The organism is Bradyrhizobium huanghuaihaiense, from assembly GCF_025200885.1.
In the GTDB taxonomy this organism is placed as follows: Bacteria; Pseudomonadota; Alphaproteobacteria; order Rhizobiales; family Xanthobacteraceae; genus Bradyrhizobium; species Bradyrhizobium huanghuaihaiense.
On the sequence record NZ_CP104172.1, the window covers coordinates 3,466,936 to 3,483,801 of the forward strand.

General features: G+C 64.2%; 14 protein-coding genes and 1 riboswitch. Of the genes, 4 read left to right on the forward strand and 10 right to left on the reverse strand.

The genetic code is table 11. From position 1 onward, the window contains the following. Positions 1-279: 279 nt before the first annotated feature. The 5 genes from N2603_RS16350 to N2603_RS16370 all read right to left on the reverse strand — a co-directional run bounded on the left by N2603_RS16350 (position 280) and on the right by N2603_RS16370 (position 3,040). Complete coding sequence (locus N2603_RS16350; protein ID WP_260389602.1) at positions 280-459, reverse strand: hypothetical protein; 180 nt, start codon at positions 457-459, stop codon at positions 280-282. A gap of 145 nt (positions 460-604) precedes the next feature. Continuing rightward, on the reverse strand, positions 605-805 hold the full coding sequence (locus tag N2603_RS16355) for a hypothetical protein (protein WP_018642766.1): 201 nt from the start codon (positions 803-805) through the stop codon (positions 605-607). Between the two features lie 611 nt (positions 806-1,416). Next, a complete protein-coding gene (locus tag N2603_RS16360) occupies positions 1,417-1,587 on the reverse strand; it encodes a hypothetical protein (RefSeq protein ID WP_260389603.1) in 171 nt (56 codons plus the stop codon). Between the two features lie 638 nt (positions 1,588-2,225). Beyond that, positions 2,226-2,456, reverse strand: coding sequence for a hypothetical protein (locus tag N2603_RS16365; RefSeq protein ID WP_018642763.1), 231 nt, complete (start codon positions 2,454-2,456; stop codon positions 2,226-2,228). Positions 2,457-2,857: 401 nt separating this feature from the next. Then, positions 2,858-3,040, reverse strand: coding sequence for a hypothetical protein (locus tag N2603_RS16370; RefSeq protein WP_260389604.1), 183 nt, complete (start codon positions 3,038-3,040; stop codon positions 2,858-2,860). An 808-nt stretch (positions 3,041-3,848) separates the two neighbouring features. On the opposite strand from N2603_RS16370, the gene recA reads away from it, so the two are divergent. Then, the gene (recA, locus tag N2603_RS16375) at positions 3,849-4,937 is read left to right on the forward strand and encodes a recombinase RecA (protein ID WP_260389605.1); all 1,089 of its coding nucleotides are present in this window, start codon (positions 3,849-3,851) and stop codon (positions 4,935-4,937) included. 105 nt (positions 4,938-5,042) lie between these two features. Further along, the gene (locus tag N2603_RS16380; protein WP_260389606.1) at positions 5,043-6,056 is read left to right on the forward strand and encodes a hypothetical protein; all 1,014 of its coding nucleotides are present in this window, start codon (positions 5,043-5,045) and stop codon (positions 6,054-6,056) included. 121 nt (positions 6,057-6,177) lie between these two features. On the opposite strand, the gene gcvP is transcribed toward N2603_RS16380, so the two are convergent. Genes gcvP through gcvT form a run of 3 tightly spaced genes read right to left on the reverse strand, consistent with a single transcriptional unit; the run spans position 6,178 to position 10,587 of the window. Continuing rightward, a complete protein-coding gene (gcvP, locus tag N2603_RS16385) occupies positions 6,178-9,045 on the reverse strand; it encodes an aminomethyl-transferring glycine dehydrogenase (protein ID WP_260389607.1) in 2,868 nt (955 codons plus the stop codon). A 17-nt stretch (positions 9,046-9,062) separates the two neighbouring features. Beyond that, positions 9,063-9,431, reverse strand: coding sequence for a glycine cleavage system protein GcvH (gene gcvH, locus N2603_RS16390; RefSeq protein ID WP_260389608.1), 369 nt, complete (start codon positions 9,429-9,431; stop codon positions 9,063-9,065). Positions 9,432-9,441: 10 nt separating this feature from the next. Continuing rightward, positions 9,442-10,587: a glycine cleavage system aminomethyltransferase GcvT gene (gcvT, locus tag N2603_RS16395; protein WP_260389609.1), complete on the reverse strand. Its 1,146-nt coding sequence runs from the start codon at positions 10,585-10,587 to the stop codon at positions 9,442-9,444. Between the two features lie 145 nt (positions 10,588-10,732). Continuing rightward, a riboswitch (glycine riboswitch) is annotated at positions 10,733-10,823 on the reverse strand. Between the two features lie 220 nt (positions 10,824-11,043). Between gcvT and alaS the strand changes: the two genes are divergently transcribed. Both alaS and N2603_RS16405 read left to right on the forward strand, forming a co-directional pair. Continuing rightward, positions 11,044-13,722 (forward strand): alanine--tRNA ligase, encoded by a 2,679-nt coding sequence (gene alaS, locus N2603_RS16400; protein ID WP_260389610.1) that lies wholly within the window; start codon positions 11,044-11,046, stop codon positions 13,720-13,722. 6 nt (positions 13,723-13,728) lie between these two features. Further along, on the forward strand, positions 13,729-14,955 hold the full coding sequence (locus tag N2603_RS16405; protein WP_260389611.1) for a cyclic nucleotide-gated ion channel: 1,227 nt from the start codon (positions 13,729-13,731) through the stop codon (positions 14,953-14,955). A 4-nt stretch (positions 14,956-14,959) separates the two neighbouring features. Here the strand turns inward: N2603_RS16405 and N2603_RS16410 are convergent, their stop codons facing one another. Beyond that, positions 14,960-15,460, reverse strand: a complete 501-nt coding sequence (locus N2603_RS16410) for a DUF3455 domain-containing protein (RefSeq protein WP_260389612.1) — start codon at positions 15,458-15,460, stop codon at positions 14,960-14,962. 124 nt (positions 15,461-15,584) lie between these two features. Then, entirely contained in the window at positions 15,585-16,799 is a 1,215-nt protein-coding gene (locus tag N2603_RS16415; RefSeq protein ID WP_260389613.1) for an NADP-dependent isocitrate dehydrogenase, read from the reverse strand. Positions 16,800-16,866: the final 67 nt, after the last annotated feature.

Consider the following 16,866-nt stretch of genomic DNA (forward strand, 5'->3'; position numbering starts at 1 on the left):
CGTGGTGTTGGTGATCGGCATCGCACTGCTGGTGCTGCTTTAGGGACCACGGGACGCAGGCGGATGGGGGGCGGCTCCGGGCCAGCATGGTCATGGACGCGCCGACCCGCATAAAGCTGCAAAACAACCCCATGCACAGTAGGTCTCTCTTGCGCGATCAATGGCTTACGGGTGGTGTTGGAATGCCTTACCGACTGCCATACCGCTGAAGCAAGCCGGCGCGCCGGAAAAACGGGTCTGTTTCCATGGCCCCCATGACGCAGAAGCAAGCGAGCGCGTTCAGGCGCGAGGCTTCTCCCAGGGGAATGGCTCCTGTGTCTTGCGGCCGAGAAACGTATCCGGCACGGGCAGTTGCAGCACTTTCGCCGCCTCCGCCACCAGCTCGCGCATCAGGGCGTTCTGCGCGGCAAGTTCGACAGCCAGATAGTGCACGCGCGAAATGTGATTGTGGTCGGCCATGGCGGCGCTCCCTTGCTTTGCAGGCGGGAGCGCGCTCGGTCTCTCAGCCACCGACGCCTACGGCAGAGCCTCGGCCGGTGATGCCAGGTAAACTGCCACGGGCCGCTTTTTGTTCACTATTGAACTTTGGGTTGCTGCTGACGCCTCAGTCCGGCGGCTGGAGGCCGGGCGATCTCAGCCACTGGCTCATGTGCGAACCGGTCTCGGCCTGGCGGGCCTTGCGGAGGGCGTCGTCCCGTAGCGGACCGGGAGGGAGAGATCTGGCTTTTTCTCGGAGGCGTTTTGCTTCTTCGGCAAGGCGTTCTTCCAGGGATACGGTTTGCGCGAAACGGCGGCGTCGCTGCATGACACAACCTCGTCTGACGGGTCCTAACCGTTGGGTTTGAATTTCACGAATCCAATATGCCGTAGCTGGCGTTCCGGTTCCCGAAGACATGCCGCACGATCCCGAAGGGCGAGTTGAAAAAGGCCGTCAACTGAGGCGGCCTCAATTCAGCTTGCGGCGCAACTGCATGATGATCTCGCGGAGGTCGGCGGCGTACCTCAATGATCCGGCGCGCCTCGTCCAAGCGCGATGGCTTGGCTTCCTTACCCCTCAGTCGGCTTACCTGGATCGGTCATGGCCCGGATGGTCTGCCGTGCGAGGGAATGATGTTTGCGCTGGATCAACAGAAGGAAGCCGCACAGGCTGGCGGCCTTGCGGGAACCGGCCGGACTAACCTAGTTGATTTCCGATGGATGCGCCGTCCCAGATCAGCTGCTTGCAATCCCACGAATAAAAGAGGCCGGCCACCGAGGCGGCCTCGCGTCATCCGAGGAATTTGTCGAACGCCACCAAGGCGCCGAAGGCCGTCGCGGTGACCGCGATGAAGGCGGCAAAATACCAGAGGCGATACATGCCGGGATAACCCGGGCGCACTGCAAAGGTTCTGGAGGCAAGCCCTGTCGGCGTTCGCCTCAGTGGACCTTGATGATCCGATCCAGGGGAAGGTGAAGCTCCGCCGCACGCTCCTCGCGGTCCTTCTTGCGAAACTCCTTTTCTCGCCGTTCGAACTCGATCAGCTCTTTGCGGGCTGCGTCCAACAGGCGATCTTTTGGCGCCACGCCAAGATGGGTCGGTTCCGTCATCACTCACGTTCCCCGTCTTTTCAGTCGCTGATCCCTAGACAAGACCGGGAATAGCGGGAAGGTTCGGGTGCCGTAGAATTACGGATTTATGACGGCGAATGGCCGTATCAGGATTAAGAAAAGCGCGGCCGGGCTCGAAATAAACGTCCCGGCGGCGCTTTATTTTCTAACTGAGCGCTGAAATCTCAGTTGAGCTCAATGTGCAACGGCCATGCCACAGGCTTGTGACGCGCCAACCAGCAACGGAATCGGCGGCACAACACCGCGACGTGCACAGCCGGCGCAAAATCCAGGTCGTTCGGTTCTTTATGGCTGGCCTTTGGTTCAAGGAGGCCGCGAAGCTTCTTGAGGACGCCACGAGAGTTGGGACACCCTCAGAGCAAACTGGGACACTTGTGATCAAATGCGGACAGCCTGGCTCCAATTGTTGGAGGGCAGTTTCGATCTGATCGATGTGGATGGGGAGGAGGCCGCCAACGGAGGCGGCCTTAAAACATGAGGATGGCGACGGCAACCACCGCCACCGACAGGTTGTCCCGACGATCACAAGAACCTTGTACCGGAGGTCATTGCCCATACGGCAGCATGGCGTAGCAGGACCAATGCTACGCAGCTCGTGCCAGTCTTATGGGCGGCCCCTACGGCTTCGGCGGCTGCAACTCGCTGTGGATGAGGTTATGAATATCCACGCGTTCCAACGGGTCTTCGTCCCGGAACGGCTCTTGGGTCTTGCGCCCAAGGAAGGTGTCGGGCTTGGGCAGCTTGAGCGCTTCGGCCGCTTCAGCCGTTATCTGGCGGATTTTGTCGTTCTGCTTCGCGATCTCGGCAGCCAGATTACGCGCGCGACGGATCTGGGAATGGTCGGCCATGACGGCGCTCCCTTCGCTTTGCAGGCGGGAGCGCTCTCGGTCTCTCAGCCACCGACGCCTACGGGCAGAGCCTCGGCCGGTGATGCAGGAACAATGCGCCTTTTAACCGATGGTTGCTAGCGAAACCACGTCAACAGCGTCGGCCTTAATCGTCCCAAATACGTTCGCCGCACTGGCATTCGTAAAGGCGTACAGTTCGGCCGCGCCGGGGGTCCAGCATCGAATATGCCAGTCTGGGAAAGGATGCGCAGGCCGGGCACCTTGGTGCCGTCTTTCGTGGAACCAGGGCCGACGACTTCTCTTCGTGATGCGCAGTCATGATGTAACCCAATAACCGGGCCCAAGTACGAAAGCGCGGATAGGTTCCTAATTCACCAGCAAAATTCAAACTGAGGCACGACCTACTTTTGAGGCTGTCTCGACGGCCAGACCTGCGGGGCGGGCTCGCGAAGCAGCTCTTTTGCCTTCGCAAGCAATTCGAAAGATCGCTGAAGCATTGCCCTCTCGCGCTCGGTCTTGGCGCGCATCCGTTCCATTTTGAATTCGATCTGTTCGGAAAGCCATTCCAAGTCGCCTGTTGCCATAAGCGCCTCCCGGTCAAGCCGGGAGCTTAACTTATGTTAGGTTCCTTGGTTCCGCGAGCACGGGCGCTTCGAACTCAATCAGGCGGAAATCGGGTGCTGTCGTAGATGCGCGTCGCCTGCTCAAGAGGCTTGAAGCGAATATCGCGCTATTCGAAGACGAAGAGGAAAGACTCAGACAATGGACAATGGATGAGGCCGCCAACTGAGGCGGCCTTATCTTTGAATATAAACGGCCCCAATTGGGGGCCGCCAACCCGCTGATGGGGTTTTCCTCCAGCAGTCGGGGGGGCACCTTTCGTGCTGGGGGCATCGTAGAGATGCGCTGCTAGGCTGATAGTTCCTCAGCCGCGAAGACTGGTACGCAGCCGTGAAAGAAGCCGCCACAGAGGCGGCCTAGAAGAGTTTGGGATAGTGGCCAGAGCGGTCTATGTCGCGTTCTTTGCCGTGGCAGGGATTATTGTCTGCCGATACCTATTGCGCGGCATCGCCTCGGGGAAACTGTGGGCTGGAATTAGAGGCGGGAATGAAACTCGGCTGGTCCGGCAAGATGACCCCGCTTCATTCTGGATTGTCGTTTGCCTGATTGCCGTAGCTGACATCGGACTTGGCATCATGGCCGTCCAGTCCGCGCTAGCTAATTAGGACACTAACGAAATCTAAATAGGACACTTGGGGGGCAAATCTGGGCGGTACCCGCAAAAGAACATATTGCGAACCTAGAACAAATGGGGTACATTGTTTTTATCGCCGGCCCGCCTCTCAATCGTTTGTCCCCCTAGCGAATCCTCGCCATAAGGAGCACGACCCAATGTCCGCAACTGCCCTGCGTATCGTCGAAGGATCTTCCATGGACAAGAGTAAAGCTCTGGCCGCCGCGCTCTCCCAGATCGAGCGGCAGTTCGGCAAGGGCTCGGTGATGAAGCTCGGTAAGAGCGACCGGTCGATGGACATCGAGGCGGTGTCGTCAGGCTCGCTCGGGCTCGATATCGCGCTCGGTATCGGTGGCCTGCCCAAGGGGCGCATCGTCGAGATCTACGGGCCGGAATCGTCGGGCAAGACCACGCTGGCGCTGCATACGGTTGCGGAAGCACAGAAGAAGGGCGGCATCTGCGCCTTCATCGATGCCGAGCACGCGCTCGATCCGGTCTATGCCCGCAAGCTGGGCGTCAACATCGACGAGCTCCTGATCTCGCAGCCCGACACCGGCGAGCAGGCGCTGGAAATCTGCGACACGCTGGTGCGCTCGGGCGCGGTGGACGTGCTGGTGGTCGATTCGGTTGCGGCGCTGGTGCCGAAGGCCGAACTCGAAGGCGAGATGGGCGATGCGCTGCCGGGACTGCAAGCGCGGTTGATGAGCCAGGCGCTGCGCAAGCTGACGGCGTCCATCAACAAATCCAACACCATGGTGATCTTCATCAACCAGATCCGCATGAAGATCGGTGTGATGTACGGTTCGCCCGAAACCACGACCGGCGGCAACGCGCTGAAGTTCTACGCCTCCGTCCGCCTCGACATCCGCCGCATCGGCGCGATCAAGGAGCGCGACGAAGTGGTCGGCAACACAACCCGCGTGAAGGTGGTGAAGAACAAGCTGGCGCCGCCCTTCAAGCAAGTCGAGTTCGACATCATGTACGGCGAGGGTGTCTCCAAGATGGGCGAGATTCTCGATCTCGGCGTCAAGGCCGGCATCGTCGAGAAGTCCGGCGCCTGGTTCTCCTATGACAGCCAGCGCCTCGGCCAAGGCCGCGAGAACTCGAAAGCGTTCCTGAAGGCCAATCCCGACATCACCGCCAAGATCGAAACCTCGATCCGCCAGAACTCCGGCCTGATCTCCGAGCAGATTCTGGCCGGCACGCCCGAGAGCGACGCCGACGGCGAGGAGCCGGCGGAAGAGTAAGACCTAACGCGGAAAAGTTTTCGCGAGGAGCGGGCACTGAGGACGTTGAGTTGCCGACGTCTTCGGTGCCCGTTTCGTTTTGCGTGAGGGTGAGGCGCGCCGACGATGAAGTGTGTGATCCTGACCAGTTCGTCCGGCGTTGGTCTTGCCCACGCCGATCGCGCCGATATGGTCGTCCCGTTCATCTATCGCTTCGTGTCGGGGCCACTTCCCACGCCTGACCACCTCAACGGCTATCTCGGCTGGCGCGAGTCTAGGACGTTTTACGACGAGATGCACTGGTCAGATTGCGTCCGCGTCCGTCAATCGCCGCTCATCAGGCGCCAGGATCGGGCGGGCGCCTTGCTCTGGGTTTGCGAGGCTTATGGGGTCGATCACATCGAACTGTGGTTCGACCCTGAACCCAATAGTCAATTGCAGTTGATCTGGATTCTCGATTACCTGCTGCGTTTCAAGCCGTCACTCGCGAAGAGCCTGAGATTACGACGTGTCGATTTCGGTCTGCGCGGCGCAGATCCCTCGGAGCTTCGTCATCGTGACGTGCGGCAGTTCGATATCGCGGAAAGCGATGTGGAAATCGCCAGCATGGCCTGGGAGGCCTACTGCGCCCCGACGCCCGAGCTTTGTGCCGGGCTGCTCGACCGGCCGCTCGGCAAGCTGTCTTTTTTGAAGCCGGCCATGGAAGACCTGCTCTCGGAACTGCCGTCGACGGCGACGGGGCTGGGCGTGACCGAGACGCGGCTCCTCGACCTGATCGCAAGCGGACACAATCGCACCGATGAGCTGTTTCGGCCTGGCACGCTTGGAGCGCGCGTGTTCGATCCGTGGGAGTTGGGCACGCTGCTCGAAGGACTGGCATTCGGCCCGGCGCCCGCCGTTGCGGGTTTGGACGGCAAGCTGGCGACACTTGATCGGGACAATGCAAGAAGCCGCAACGCTGCCTTTCGCCGCAGCCGGCTGTCGCTGACGGAGTTTGGCAAAGCGGTTCTTGAAGGCCGCGAGGATTTTCGTCGGCTCAATCCGATTCGGCGCTGGTGGGGTGGTACGCATCTTACCAACGAACGGCTTTGGCGCTGGGATGCGCAGGGGCGTTCGCTGGTTGCGCCCCAAGGGCCGTAGGGTGGGTTAGTGCCGTAGGGTGGGCAAAGGCGCGTAAGCGCTGTGCCCACCATCATTCACCGCGTGCAAAGGTGGTGGGCACGCTTACGCTTTGCCCACCCTACGAGACCTCCGTCGCGTCTTACTCCGCGGCTTCGGCGTAGTCGCTCACCGGTGGGCACGAGCAGACCAGATTGCGGTCGCCATAGACGTTGTCGACGCGCCCCACAGGGCACCAGTATTTGTCGGTACGCGAGACGCCGTCGGGGAAGCAGCCTTCGCTGCGGGTGTAGGCGCGATTCCAGGCATCGTCCGCGATGTCGTGCACGGTGTGCGGGGCGTGACGCAGCGGCGAGGCCTCGATCTTGAAGCGGCCGGCCTCGACCTCGGCGATCTCTTTCCGGATTGCGATCATGGCGTCGCAGAAGCGGTCCAGCTCCGCCTTTGATTCCGACTCGGTCGGCTCGATCATCAGCGTGCCCGGCACCGGAAAGCTCATGGTCGGGGCGTGGAAGCCGTAGTCGATCAGGCGTTTTGCGATGTCGTCGACGGTGACGCCGGAGGTGGTCTTGAGCGGACGCGGGTCGACGATGCACTCATGCGCGACGCGGCCCCTGGCGTTCTTGTAGAGCACCGGGAAGTGCGCATCGAGGCGCGCGGCGATGTAGTTGGCGTTGAGGATCGCGATCTCGGTCGCACGCTTCAAGCCTTCGCCACCCATCATCAAAATGTAGATGTAGGAGATGGTGAGGATCGAGGCCGAGCCGAACGGCGCGGCCGAAACCGGACCGACCGGCGCGTCGCCTTTCGTCGCGGGATGGCCGGGGAGGAACGGCGCAAGATGCGCCTTCACGCCGATCGGGCCCATGCCGGGGCCGCCGCCGCCATGCGGGATGCAGAAGGTCTTGTGCAGGTTGAGATGGCTGACATCGGCGCCGTAATCGCCGGGCCTGCTAAGGCCGACCTGCGCGTTGAGGTTGGCGCCATCCAGATATACCTGGCCGCCATGGCCGTGCACGATGTCGCAGATCTCGCTGATATGCTCCTCGAACACGCCATGCGTCGAGGGATAGGTGATCATCACCGCGGCGAGATCGTTCGAATGCTTTTCCGCCTTGGCGCGGAGGTCATTGACGTCGACGTCGCCATTCTTCTCGCAAGACACAACCACCACGTCCATGCCGACCATCGCGGCCGAAGCCGGGTTGGTGCCGTGGGCGGAGGAGGGGATCAGGCAGATCTTGCGATGGCTCTCTCCGCGTGCGGCGTGATAGCCGCGGATCGCGAGCAGCCCGGCATATTCGCCCTGCGCGCCCGAGTTCGGCTGCAGCGAAATCGCGTCATAGCCGGTGATGTCGCACAGCCATTTTTCCAGCCGCGCGAACAGCGCGTGATAGCCCTTGGCCTGCTCGCGCGGCGCAAAGGGATGCAGGCTGCCGAATTCCGGCCAGGTCAGCGGCATCATCTCGGTGGTCGCGTTCAGCTTCATGGTGCAGGACCCCAGCGGGATCATGGCGCGGTCGAGCGCGAGATCGCGGTCGCTGAGCTTGCGCATGTAGCGCAGCATCTCGGTTTCCGAGCGATGCGCGTGGAAGACGGGATGGGTCAGGAAGGCAGTGGTGCGCTTCAGCGCCTCCGGAAGGGCCTCGCGCGTGGTGGCATCTAACTCGGCGTAGGAAAGCTGGCCGCCGAAGGCGCGCCAGACCGCTTCGACCGTCGCAGGCGTCGTGGTCTCGTCGAGCGCGATGCGCAGGGCAGTTTCGCCTACGCCGAGATTGATCTTCTCGGCAGCGGCGCGCGCGACGATCTCGGCGCGCTTGGCGCCGGCATCGACGCTGAGCGTGTCAAAGAAGGATTCCGATTGCGGCGCAAAGCCGAGCTTGCGCAGGCCGGCCGCGAGCACGGCCGCGCGGCGATGCACGTTGCGCGCGATCTGCGAAAGGCCCTCGGGGCCGTGATAGACCGCGTACATCGCGGCGATCACGGCGAGCAGCACCTGCGCGGTGCAGATGTTCGACGTCGCCTTCTCGCGGCGGATGTGCTGCTCGCGGGTCTGCAGCGCAAGGCGATAGGCCGGCATTCCGCGGGAGTCGACGGAAAGGCCGACGATGCGGCCGGGCAGCGAGCGCTTCAGCGCATCGCGCACCGCCATATAGGCCGCGTGCGGTCCGCCGTAGCCCATCGGCACGCCGAAACGTTGCGCCGAGCCGATCGCGATGTCGGCACCTAACTCGCCGGGCGAGGCGAGCAGCGTCAGCGCCAGCAGATCGGCGGCAACGATCGCGAGCGCGCCCTTGGCCTTCAGCGCGGCGATCGCCGGCCGGAGGTCGCGCAACGCGCCGGAAGAACCCGGATATTGCAGCAGCGCGCCGAGCACGTCTGATTTGTCGAGATCGGTGAGGGGATCGCCGACGATGAGATTCCAGCCCAGCGGCTCGGCGCGGGTGCGCATCACCGCCAGCGTCTGCGGATGCACGTCCTTGTCGACGAAGAAGGCTTTTGCCTTCACCTGCGAGTGGCGCTCGGCGAGCGCCATGGCTTCGGCAGCGGCGGTTGCTTCGTCCAGCAGCGAGGCGTTGGCGACGTCGAGCCCCGTGAGGTCGCAGATCATGGTCTGGAAGTTGAACAGCGCCTCCAGCCGGCCCTGGCTGATCTCGGGCTGGTAGGGCGTGTACGCCGTGTACCAGGCCGGGTTCTCCAGAATGTTGCGCTGGATCACCGCGGGCAGGATGGTGCCCGAATAGCCCTGGCCGATCAGCGAGGTGAAGACCTGGTTCTGCGCGGCGAGCTCGGCCATATGCGCGATCGCCTCGGTCTCGCTGAGCGGCTTGCCGAGATCGAGGGGGGATGCCTGCCGGATCGAGGCCGGCAGCGTCTCCGCCATCAACGCGTCGACGCTCTTCGCGCCGACGGCCTCGAGCATTGCGGTGACATCGCGCGCGGAGGGGCCGATGTGGCGGCGGACGAAACTGGCGGCGGTCTCGCCGCTGGATTTACGGTGCGCGGTCATCGCTTGCTCCATCGTCCCTAAGCCGTATGCGCCTTGTAGGCGGCTTCATCCATGAGGCCGCCGAGCTCGCTCTTGTCGGCAATCTTGATCTTGAAGAACCAGGCCGCGCCCTGCGCGTCCGAATTGATCAGCGCCGGCTCGGCGGCCAGCGCCTCGTTGGCCTCGAGCACTTCGCCCGTAACAGGTGCGTAGACGTCGGAGGCGGCCTTCACCGATTCCACGACGGCGGCGGCTTCCGCCTTCTTCAAAGCGCGGCCGACCTTGGGCAATTCGACGAAGACGACGTCGCCGAGCTGCTGCTGTGCGTAGTCGGTGATGCCGACCGTGGCGACGTCGCCGTCGATGGCGAGCCATTCATGATCGGAAGTGTACAGCGTCGTGGTCATTGTCGAGTCCTCAGCGTTTGTAGGTGTTTTTCACGAAGGGCATGGCGGCGACGGCGAGCGGCAGGCGCTGGCCGCGCACCTCGGCGAAGAGTTTTGTGCCGAGCGCGCTCAGGCTCACGGGCACGTAGCCCATCGCCACCGGCGCACTCAGGCTCGGGCCGAACCCGCCAGATGTGACCTTTCCGATGGGCTCGCCGCCCGCGCTGTCGGCAAACAGCAACGCGCCTTCGCGCACCGGTGCGCGGCCCTCGGCGAGCAGGCCGACGCGGCGGCGGGATGCGCCATTGTCGAAATGCGCAAGGATCTTTTCCGCGCCGGGAAAGCCGCCGGCACGGGCGCCGCTGCTGCGGCGGCTCTTCTGCACCGACCATTCCAGCGCGGCCTCGACCGGCGTGGTGACGGTGTCGATGTCGTGGCCGTAGAGGCAGAGCCCGGCTTCCAGCCGCAGGCTGTCGCGGGCGCCAAGGCCGATCGGCAACACGTCCGGATTGTCCAGCAGCATCTTGGCGAGGCGTTCGGCATCGGCAGCGGGAACCGAGATCTCGAACCCGTCCTCGCCGGTGTAGCCGGAGCGGGAGACGAAGCACTTGATGCCGGCGACCTCATGCGGGCCGGCGTCCATGAACTTCATGGCCGGCGCCTCTGCACAGAATTTCGCCAGCACCGCCTCAGCCTTCGGGCCCTGCAGCGCGATCAGCGCGCGGTCGGCAAGCGAATCGATCACGCAGTCATCGGACAGATTCGCGCGCAGATGCGCCTCGTCCTGTTCCTTGCAGGCGGCGTTGACGACCAGGAACAGGTGATCGCCGAAATTGGCGACCATCAGGTCGTCCAGGATGCCGCCGTCCGCATTGGTGAACTGGGCATAGCGCTGCCGCCCCTTGGCGATTGCCACGATGTCCTGTGGCACCAGCCGTTCCAGCGCGCGGGCGGCGTCCTCGATCCTCCCGGATTTCGGCAGCAAGCGGATCTGGCCCATATGGGAGACGTCGAACAGGCCGGCTTGGATGCGGGTATGAAGGTGCTCCTTCAGCACGCCCGCGGGGTACTGCACGGGCATGTCATAGCCCGCGAACGGCACCATCTTGCCGCCCAGGGAGACATGGAGGCTGTGGAGGGGCGTACGTTTCAGAGAGTCTTGGCTGTGCGCTAGCATCTAAGGGGCCCTCGGCGGTTCCCGGGGAGGATTCCCCATGGACACCAGTCGAAGCCCCATCTGTCGCTGTGCCTGAGAGTATTATCCCGTCGGCGGACGCTGGTCCGGGCCTTAAGCCCGTCGGCGCCTCTTTCCAGATGCTGTCAAAGCCACGCGGTCCTTTTGCCTGAGAGTTTCCGGGGCGGTTGCTCCTTCGGCGCCGGCTGCCTAAAGCCGGTCTCTCCCGACGTGGCCGTACGATACAGATGGGTACAGACCACAGGCCAGCCAAGGCTGTCAACGCGACTTCAGCGGCTTTCAACCGGATTGAGCGCCTGCGGCAACCCTCTGATCTCCTTGCACAGTTTCTGGACAGCGAAGCTGGCCTTGTCTAAAAGCGCTTTGGCCCGCAGATATCAGCCTTAATTTCCGGTTTGGACGGCGGCAGCGGGCCCAAGCACACCCGATTGGATGAACATGAGCGGCGTCAACGAGATCAGGTCGACCTTTCTGAACTTCTTTGCCGAGAACGGCCACGAGATCGTGCCGTCCTCGCCACTCGTGCCGCGCAACGACCCGACGTTGATGTTCACCAATGCCGGCATGGTGCAGTTCAAGAACGTCTTTACCGGCGTCGAGAAGCGGCCTTACCAGCGCGCCACCACGTCGCAGAAATGCGTGCGCGCCGGCGGCAAGCACAACGACCTCGACAATGTCGGCTACACCGCGCGCCATCTCACCTTCTTCGAGATGCTCGGTAATTTCTCGTTCGGCGATTACTTCAAGGAGCGCGCGATCGAGCTCGCCTGGAAGCTGATCACCAAGGAGTACGGGCTGAAGAAGGACAAGCTGCTCGTCACGGTCTACCACACCGACGACGAGGCGCACGGGCTCTGGAAGAAGATCGCCGGCTTCTCCGACGACCGCATCATCCGCATCCCGACCTCGGACAATTTCTGGGCGATGGGCGACACCGGGCCGTGCGGCCCGTGCTCGGAGATCTTCATCGATCGCGGCGAGCACATCTGGGGCGGGCCTCCCGGCTCGCCGGAAGAGGATGGCGACCGCTTCCTCGAATTCTGGAATCTCGTGTTCATGCAATACGAGCAGGTGACGAAGGAGGAGCGCGTGGATCTGCCGCGTCCCTCGATCGACACCGGCATGGGCCTGGAGCGCATGGCCTGCGTCCTCCAGGGCGTCGAGAGCGTGTTCGAGACCGACCTGTTCCGCAACCTGATCGATGCGACCGCGTCCGCGCTCGGCAGCGGGCCGCAGGAGCAGACCGCCGGCTCGTTCCGCGTCATCGCCGACCATTTGCGCTCTTCCGCCTTCCTCGTCACCGACGGCGTGCTGCCCTCGAATGAGGGCCGCGGCTATGTGCTGCGCCGGATCATGCGCCGCGCGATGCGCCATGCGCAGCTGCTCGGGGCCAAGGAGCCCCTGATGCATCGCCTGGTGCCGGCGCTGGTGCGCGAGATGGGCCAGGCCTATCCCGACCTGATGCGCGCGGAGAAGCTGATTGAGGAAACGCTGCGGCTGGAAGAGACCCGCTTCCGCAAGACTCTTTCGCGCGGCTTGGCGATCCTCGACGAGAAGAGCGCGGGCCTGAAAAAAGGCGACATGTTCGACGGCGACGTCGCCTTCACGCTGTACGACACCTACGGCTTCCCGCTCGACCTGACGCAGGACGCGCTGAAGTCGCGCGGCATCGGCGTCGACCAGTCCGCCTTCACCGACGCGATGGAGCGCCAGAAGGCCAAGGCGCGCGAGTCCTGGAAGGGCTCGGGGGAGGCTGCCTCCGAGGCGATCTGGTTCCCGCTGCGCGAAAAGCTCGGCGCCACCGAGTTCCTGGGTTACGAGACCGAGAGCGCCGAGGGCGTCGTGTCCGCGCTGGTCAAGGACGGCGCGGAGGTTGCCAGTCTCAAGGCCGGCGAGACGGGCGCGCTCGTGCTGAACCAGACGCCGTTCTACGCGGAGTCCGGCGGCCAGGTCGGCGATACCGGCGTGCTGATCGGTGAGGGCGGCATCAAGTTCCGCGTCACCGACACGCAGAAGAAGCTCGGCGATTTCTTCGTCCACATCGGCACCGTCGAGAGCGGCGAGCTCAAGCTTGGCACCGCGCTGCAGCTCGAGGTCGATCATTCCAGGCGCTCGTCGATCCGCGCGCACCACTCGGCGACGCATCTGATCCATGAGGCGCTGCGCCAGGTGCTCGGCGACCACATCGCCCAGCGCGGCTCGATGGTCGCGCCCGATCGCCTGCGCTTCGACTTCGTGCATCCGAAGCCGATCACGGCGGAGGAGCTTGCCCGCGTCGAGGACATCGCCAACGACGTGGTGCTGGAGAACGACGAGGTGACGACGCGCGTCATGGGCGTCGACGAGGCCCGCGAGGCCGGCGCGCGCGCCCTGTTCGGCGAGAAGTATGGCGACGAGGTCCGCGTCGTCTCGATGGGCAGGACCGCGCGCGAGCGCGGCGCCAATGCGCTCGGCTGGTCGGTCGAGCTCTGCGGCGGCACGCATGTCAAGCGCACCGGCGATATCGGCCTGATCACGCTCACGGGCGAAAGCGCGGTCGCCTCGGGCGTGCGCCGCATCGAGGCGCTGACGGGCAACTACGCGCGAAAACACGCCAACGAGACCATGGCGCTGGCGAAGACCGCGGCCAACGAGCTGCGCACCTCGATCGACGACGTGCCGGCGCGCATCGCCGCGCTGATGGAGGAGCGCAAGAAGCTCGAGCGCGAGCTGTCCGACGCCCGCAAGAAGCTGGCGATGGGCGGCGGCGCATCCGCCGGCAACGGCGCGGCGAGCGGCGTGCGCGAGGTCGGCGACGTCAAGCTGATGGCGCGTGCGGTCGAGGGCATCGAGATGAAGGATCTCAAGGGCCTTGCCGACGACGGCAAGAAGCAGATCGGCTCGGGCGTCGTCGCCATCGTCGGCGTCACCGGGGACGGCAAGGCCGGCGTCGTGGTCGGCGTCACGCCGGACCTCACCGCGCGCTTCAACGCCGTGAACCTCGTCCGCGTCGCCTCCGAAGCGCTCGGCGGCAAGGGCGGCGGCGGCCGGCCCGACATGGCGCAGGCCGGTGGCCCCGACGGCGCCAACGCCACCGCGGCGCTCGCGGCGATCGAAAAAGCGATGGCAGGCGCTTAAAGGCCCATGCGCCTCGTTCCGCGAGGACGTGGGCTTGGCGATCCCGACTTCCGGGATCGCCTCTACGAATTGCTGGAGCACGATCCCCTGGCCTATTCGGTCGGGTCGCGCTTCATCCAGCTCATCATCGGCGTCATCGTGCTCAATGTGGCCGCGATGATCCTCGCCTCGGTGCCGGAGTTAGATGCGCGGTTCGACACGCTGTTCAGCGCGATCGCCGTCTTCGCCGTCATCGTGTTCGCGCTCGAATATCTGGCGCGGCTGTGGACGGTGGCGGGGCACACCCAGCGCACAGGCTCGGCGCTGTCCGACCGGCTGTCTTATGCCTTCTCCGCGCTCGGCATCATCGACCTCATGGCGTTCCTCCCCGCAGCGATCGTGCTCGCGACGGGGCGGCACGCGACGCTCGCCGGGCTCGGCGTGCTGCCGTTCTTCAAGCTGATCCGCTATTCGCCGGCGATGCGTTCGCTGCTCGCCGCCGTCCATGCCGAGCGGCGCGCGCTGATCGGCTGCATCGTCATCTTGATCGGCGCGGTCTTGACCTTTGCCTCGCTGCTCTATGTCGTCGAGCGCGACGTGCAGCCGGACAAGCTCGGCACCATCCCGCAGGCGATGTGGTGGGCGATCGTGACTCTCGGCACCGTCGGCTATGGCGACGTCGTGCCGGTGACGCCGCTCGGAAAATTCATCTCGACCTTCGCCATCATCAGCGGCTTCGCCATGATCGCGCTGCCGGTCGCGATCATCTCCTCGGCCTTCGCGGAAGAGGTGAAGCGGCGCGATTTCGTGGTGACGTGGGGCATGCTGGCGCGGGTGCCGCTGTTCTCGCATCTGTCCGCGGCCGAGATCGCCGACATCATGCGCCTGTTGCGCGCGCGCACCATCGAGCAGGGCGAGATCCTGGTGCGGCGCGGGGATGCGGCCTCGTCGATGTATTTCATCACCGCCGGCGAGGTCGAGATCGCGCTGCCGAGCCAGCAGGTGCGGCTTGCCGACGGCACCTTCTTCGGAGAGATCGCGCTGCTGCATAAGACAAAGCGCAGCGGCACGGTGACGGCGACCCGCAAGACGCGCCTGCTCGTGCTCGACGCTCAGGATTTCCACGCCCTGATCGCGCGCATGCCGACGCTGGCCGAGCACGTCCACACCACCGCCAAGGCGCGGCTCGCCGACAGCGGCGATCTCGCCGCGGCAGAGCTGGCGCAGGCTGAGAAGGACCACGCCGACCGCTGAGCGGTCAGCTCTTCTTCAGGAAGACGTAGTCGGCCGAGTAGGGCGCGCTTTTGAACTCGCCGGCCTTGTCACACGCGCCGTCGAGCTTGCCGCCATGGGTGTTGATACGCTGGACCGTGGTGACCGGTGTGAGGGTGCCGCTGCCGCGGCGGGAGGCGACCTCCAGCTTCAGCCAGGGGATATCGGCAGCCGTTGCGCCGGGCGCGTTGCCGATGGCCTTGCCGACGACGGCGCTGCCGTCGGCGAGCTCCCAGTTCGGCCCGGCATAGTGGCGGCCGACGGTCTTGCCCTCGGACAGCAGCGTCGCGACCGGCTCGCGGAAGGCCCAGGCGAGCTTGCCGTCGGCGGCGGCCTTGCACTCATAGACCTGCGCGCCCTCGGCGTGGACGCTGAGCACGACGGTCTCGCCAGGCGCGGCGATGGCGTCAGGAAGTGGGTCTGCGGCCAGCGCGGTGGTGCTGGTCAGGGCTAAGACCGCAAATGCAAGGCTCTTGAGTGTCGGCATGGTGCTTCCTCAGGCAAAGGTCTCGTCATTGCGAGGAGCCCTTGCGACGAAGCAATCCAGACTGTTTCCGCGGAGGGATTCTGGATTGCTTCGCTTTGCTCGCAATGACGGCGTAGTTGACAGCTTACGCCGCCATCGCCTTGGTGAGGTTCTCGGCGACCTTGTCCAGGAAGCCGGTGGTCGAGAGCCAGCGCTGGTCGGCGCCGACCAGCAGCGCGAGGTCCTTGGTCATGTAGCCGGCCTCGACGGTGTCGACGCAGACCTTCTCCAGCGTGGCGGCGAACTTGGCGAGCTCGGCATTGTTGTCGAGCTTGGCGCGGTGCGACAGGCCGCGGGTCCAGGCGAAGATCGACGCGATCGAGTTGGTCGAGGTCTCCTTGCCCTTCTGGTGCTCGCGGTAGTGGCGCGTCACGGTGCCGTGGGCGGCCTCCGCCTCGACGGTCTTGCCGTCGGGGGTGAGCAGCACCGAGGTCATCAGGCCGAGCGAGCCGTAGCCCTGCGCGACCGTGTCGGACTGCACGTCGCCGTCGTAGTTCTTACAGGCCCAGACATAGCCGCCGGACCACTTCAGCGCCGAGGCCACCATGTCGTCGATCAGGCGGTGCTCGTAGGTCAGGCCCTTGGCGTCGAACTCCTTCTTGAACTCCTTGTCGAAGATCTCCTGGAAGATGTCCTTGAAGCGGCCGTCATAGACCTTCAGAATCGTGTTCTTGGTCGACAGGTAGACCGGGTAGCCGCGCAAGAGGCCATAGTTGAAGGAGGCGCGGGCGAAGTCGATGATGGAGTCGTCGAGATTGTACATCTCCATGGCGACGCCGGCGCCCGGGGCCTTGAACACTTCCTTCTCGATCACGGTGCCGTCCTCGCCGACGAACTTCAGCGAGAGGGTGCCCTTGCCCGGGAACTTGATGTCGGTGGCGCGGTACTGGTCGCCATAGGCATGGCGGCCGATGATGATCGGCTTGGTCCAGCCTGGAACGAGGCGCGGCACGTTCTTGCAGATGATCGGCTCGCGGAAGATCACGCCGCCGAGGATGTTGCGGATGGTGCCGTTCGGCGACTTCCACATCTGCTTGAGGTTGAACTCCTTCACCCGGGCTTCATCAGGGGTGATGGTGGCGCACTTGACGCCGACGCCGACCTTCTTGATCGCCTCGGCGGCGTCGATGGTGACCTGATCGTTGGTGTGGTCGCGGTACTCCATGCCCAGGTCGAAATACATCAGCTCGACATCCAGGAACGGGTTGATCAGCTTGTCCTTGATGTACTGCCAGATGATCCGGGTCATCTCGTCGCCATCGAGTTCGACGACGGGATTGGATACCTTGATTTTTGCCATGATCGGGGAAGCCCTCTTGGGAACGGCGCTTTTGGCGCGCCAACGTGAATATCCGCCGCCTCTTAGC

Bases quoted from the DNA above. Each gene is read 5' to 3' on its own strand.
- N2603_RS16370 (WP_260389604.1), bottom strand. From the start codon at position 3,040: ATGGCAACAGGCGACTTGGAATGGCTTTCCGAACAGATCGAATTCAAA.
- alaS (WP_260389610.1), top strand. From the start codon at position 11,044: ATGAGCGGCGTCAACGAGATCAGGTCGACCTTTCTGAACTTCTTTGCC.
- gcvT (WP_260389609.1), bottom strand. From the start codon at position 10,587: ATGCTAGCGCACAGCCAAGACTCTCTGAAACGTACGCCCCTCCACAGC.
- N2603_RS16350 (WP_260389602.1), bottom strand. From the start codon at position 459: ATGGCCGACCACAATCACATTTCGCGCGTGCACTATCTGGCTGTCGAA.
- N2603_RS16405 (WP_260389611.1), top strand. From the start codon at position 13,729: ATGCGCCTCGTTCCGCGAGGACGTGGGCTTGGCGATCCCGACTTCCGG.
- recA (WP_260389605.1), top strand. From the start codon at position 3,849: ATGTCCGCAACTGCCCTGCGTATCGTCGAAGGATCTTCCATGGACAAG.
- gcvH (WP_260389608.1), bottom strand. From the start codon at position 9,431: ATGACCACGACGCTGTACACTTCCGATCATGAATGGCTCGCCATCGAC.
- N2603_RS16360 (WP_260389603.1), bottom strand. From the start codon at position 1,587: ATGACGGAACCGACCCATCTTGGCGTGGCGCCAAAAGATCGCCTGTTG.
- N2603_RS16355 (WP_018642766.1), bottom strand. From the start codon at position 805: ATGCAGCGACGCCGCCGTTTCGCGCAAACCGTATCCCTGGAAGAACGC.
- gcvP (WP_260389607.1), bottom strand. From the start codon at position 9,045: ATGACCGCGCACCGTAAATCCAGCGGCGAGACCGCCGCCAGTTTCGTC.
- N2603_RS16415 (WP_260389613.1), bottom strand. From the start codon at position 16,799: ATGGCAAAAATCAAGGTATCCAATCCCGTCGTCGAACTCGATGGCGAC.
- N2603_RS16410 (WP_260389612.1), bottom strand. From the start codon at position 15,460: ATGCCGACACTCAAGAGCCTTGCATTTGCGGTCTTAGCCCTGACCAGC.
- N2603_RS16380 (WP_260389606.1), top strand. From the start codon at position 5,043: ATGAAGTGTGTGATCCTGACCAGTTCGTCCGGCGTTGGTCTTGCCCAC.
- N2603_RS16365 (WP_018642763.1), bottom strand. From the start codon at position 2,456: ATGGCCGACCATTCCCAGATCCGTCGCGCGCGTAATCTGGCTGCCGAG.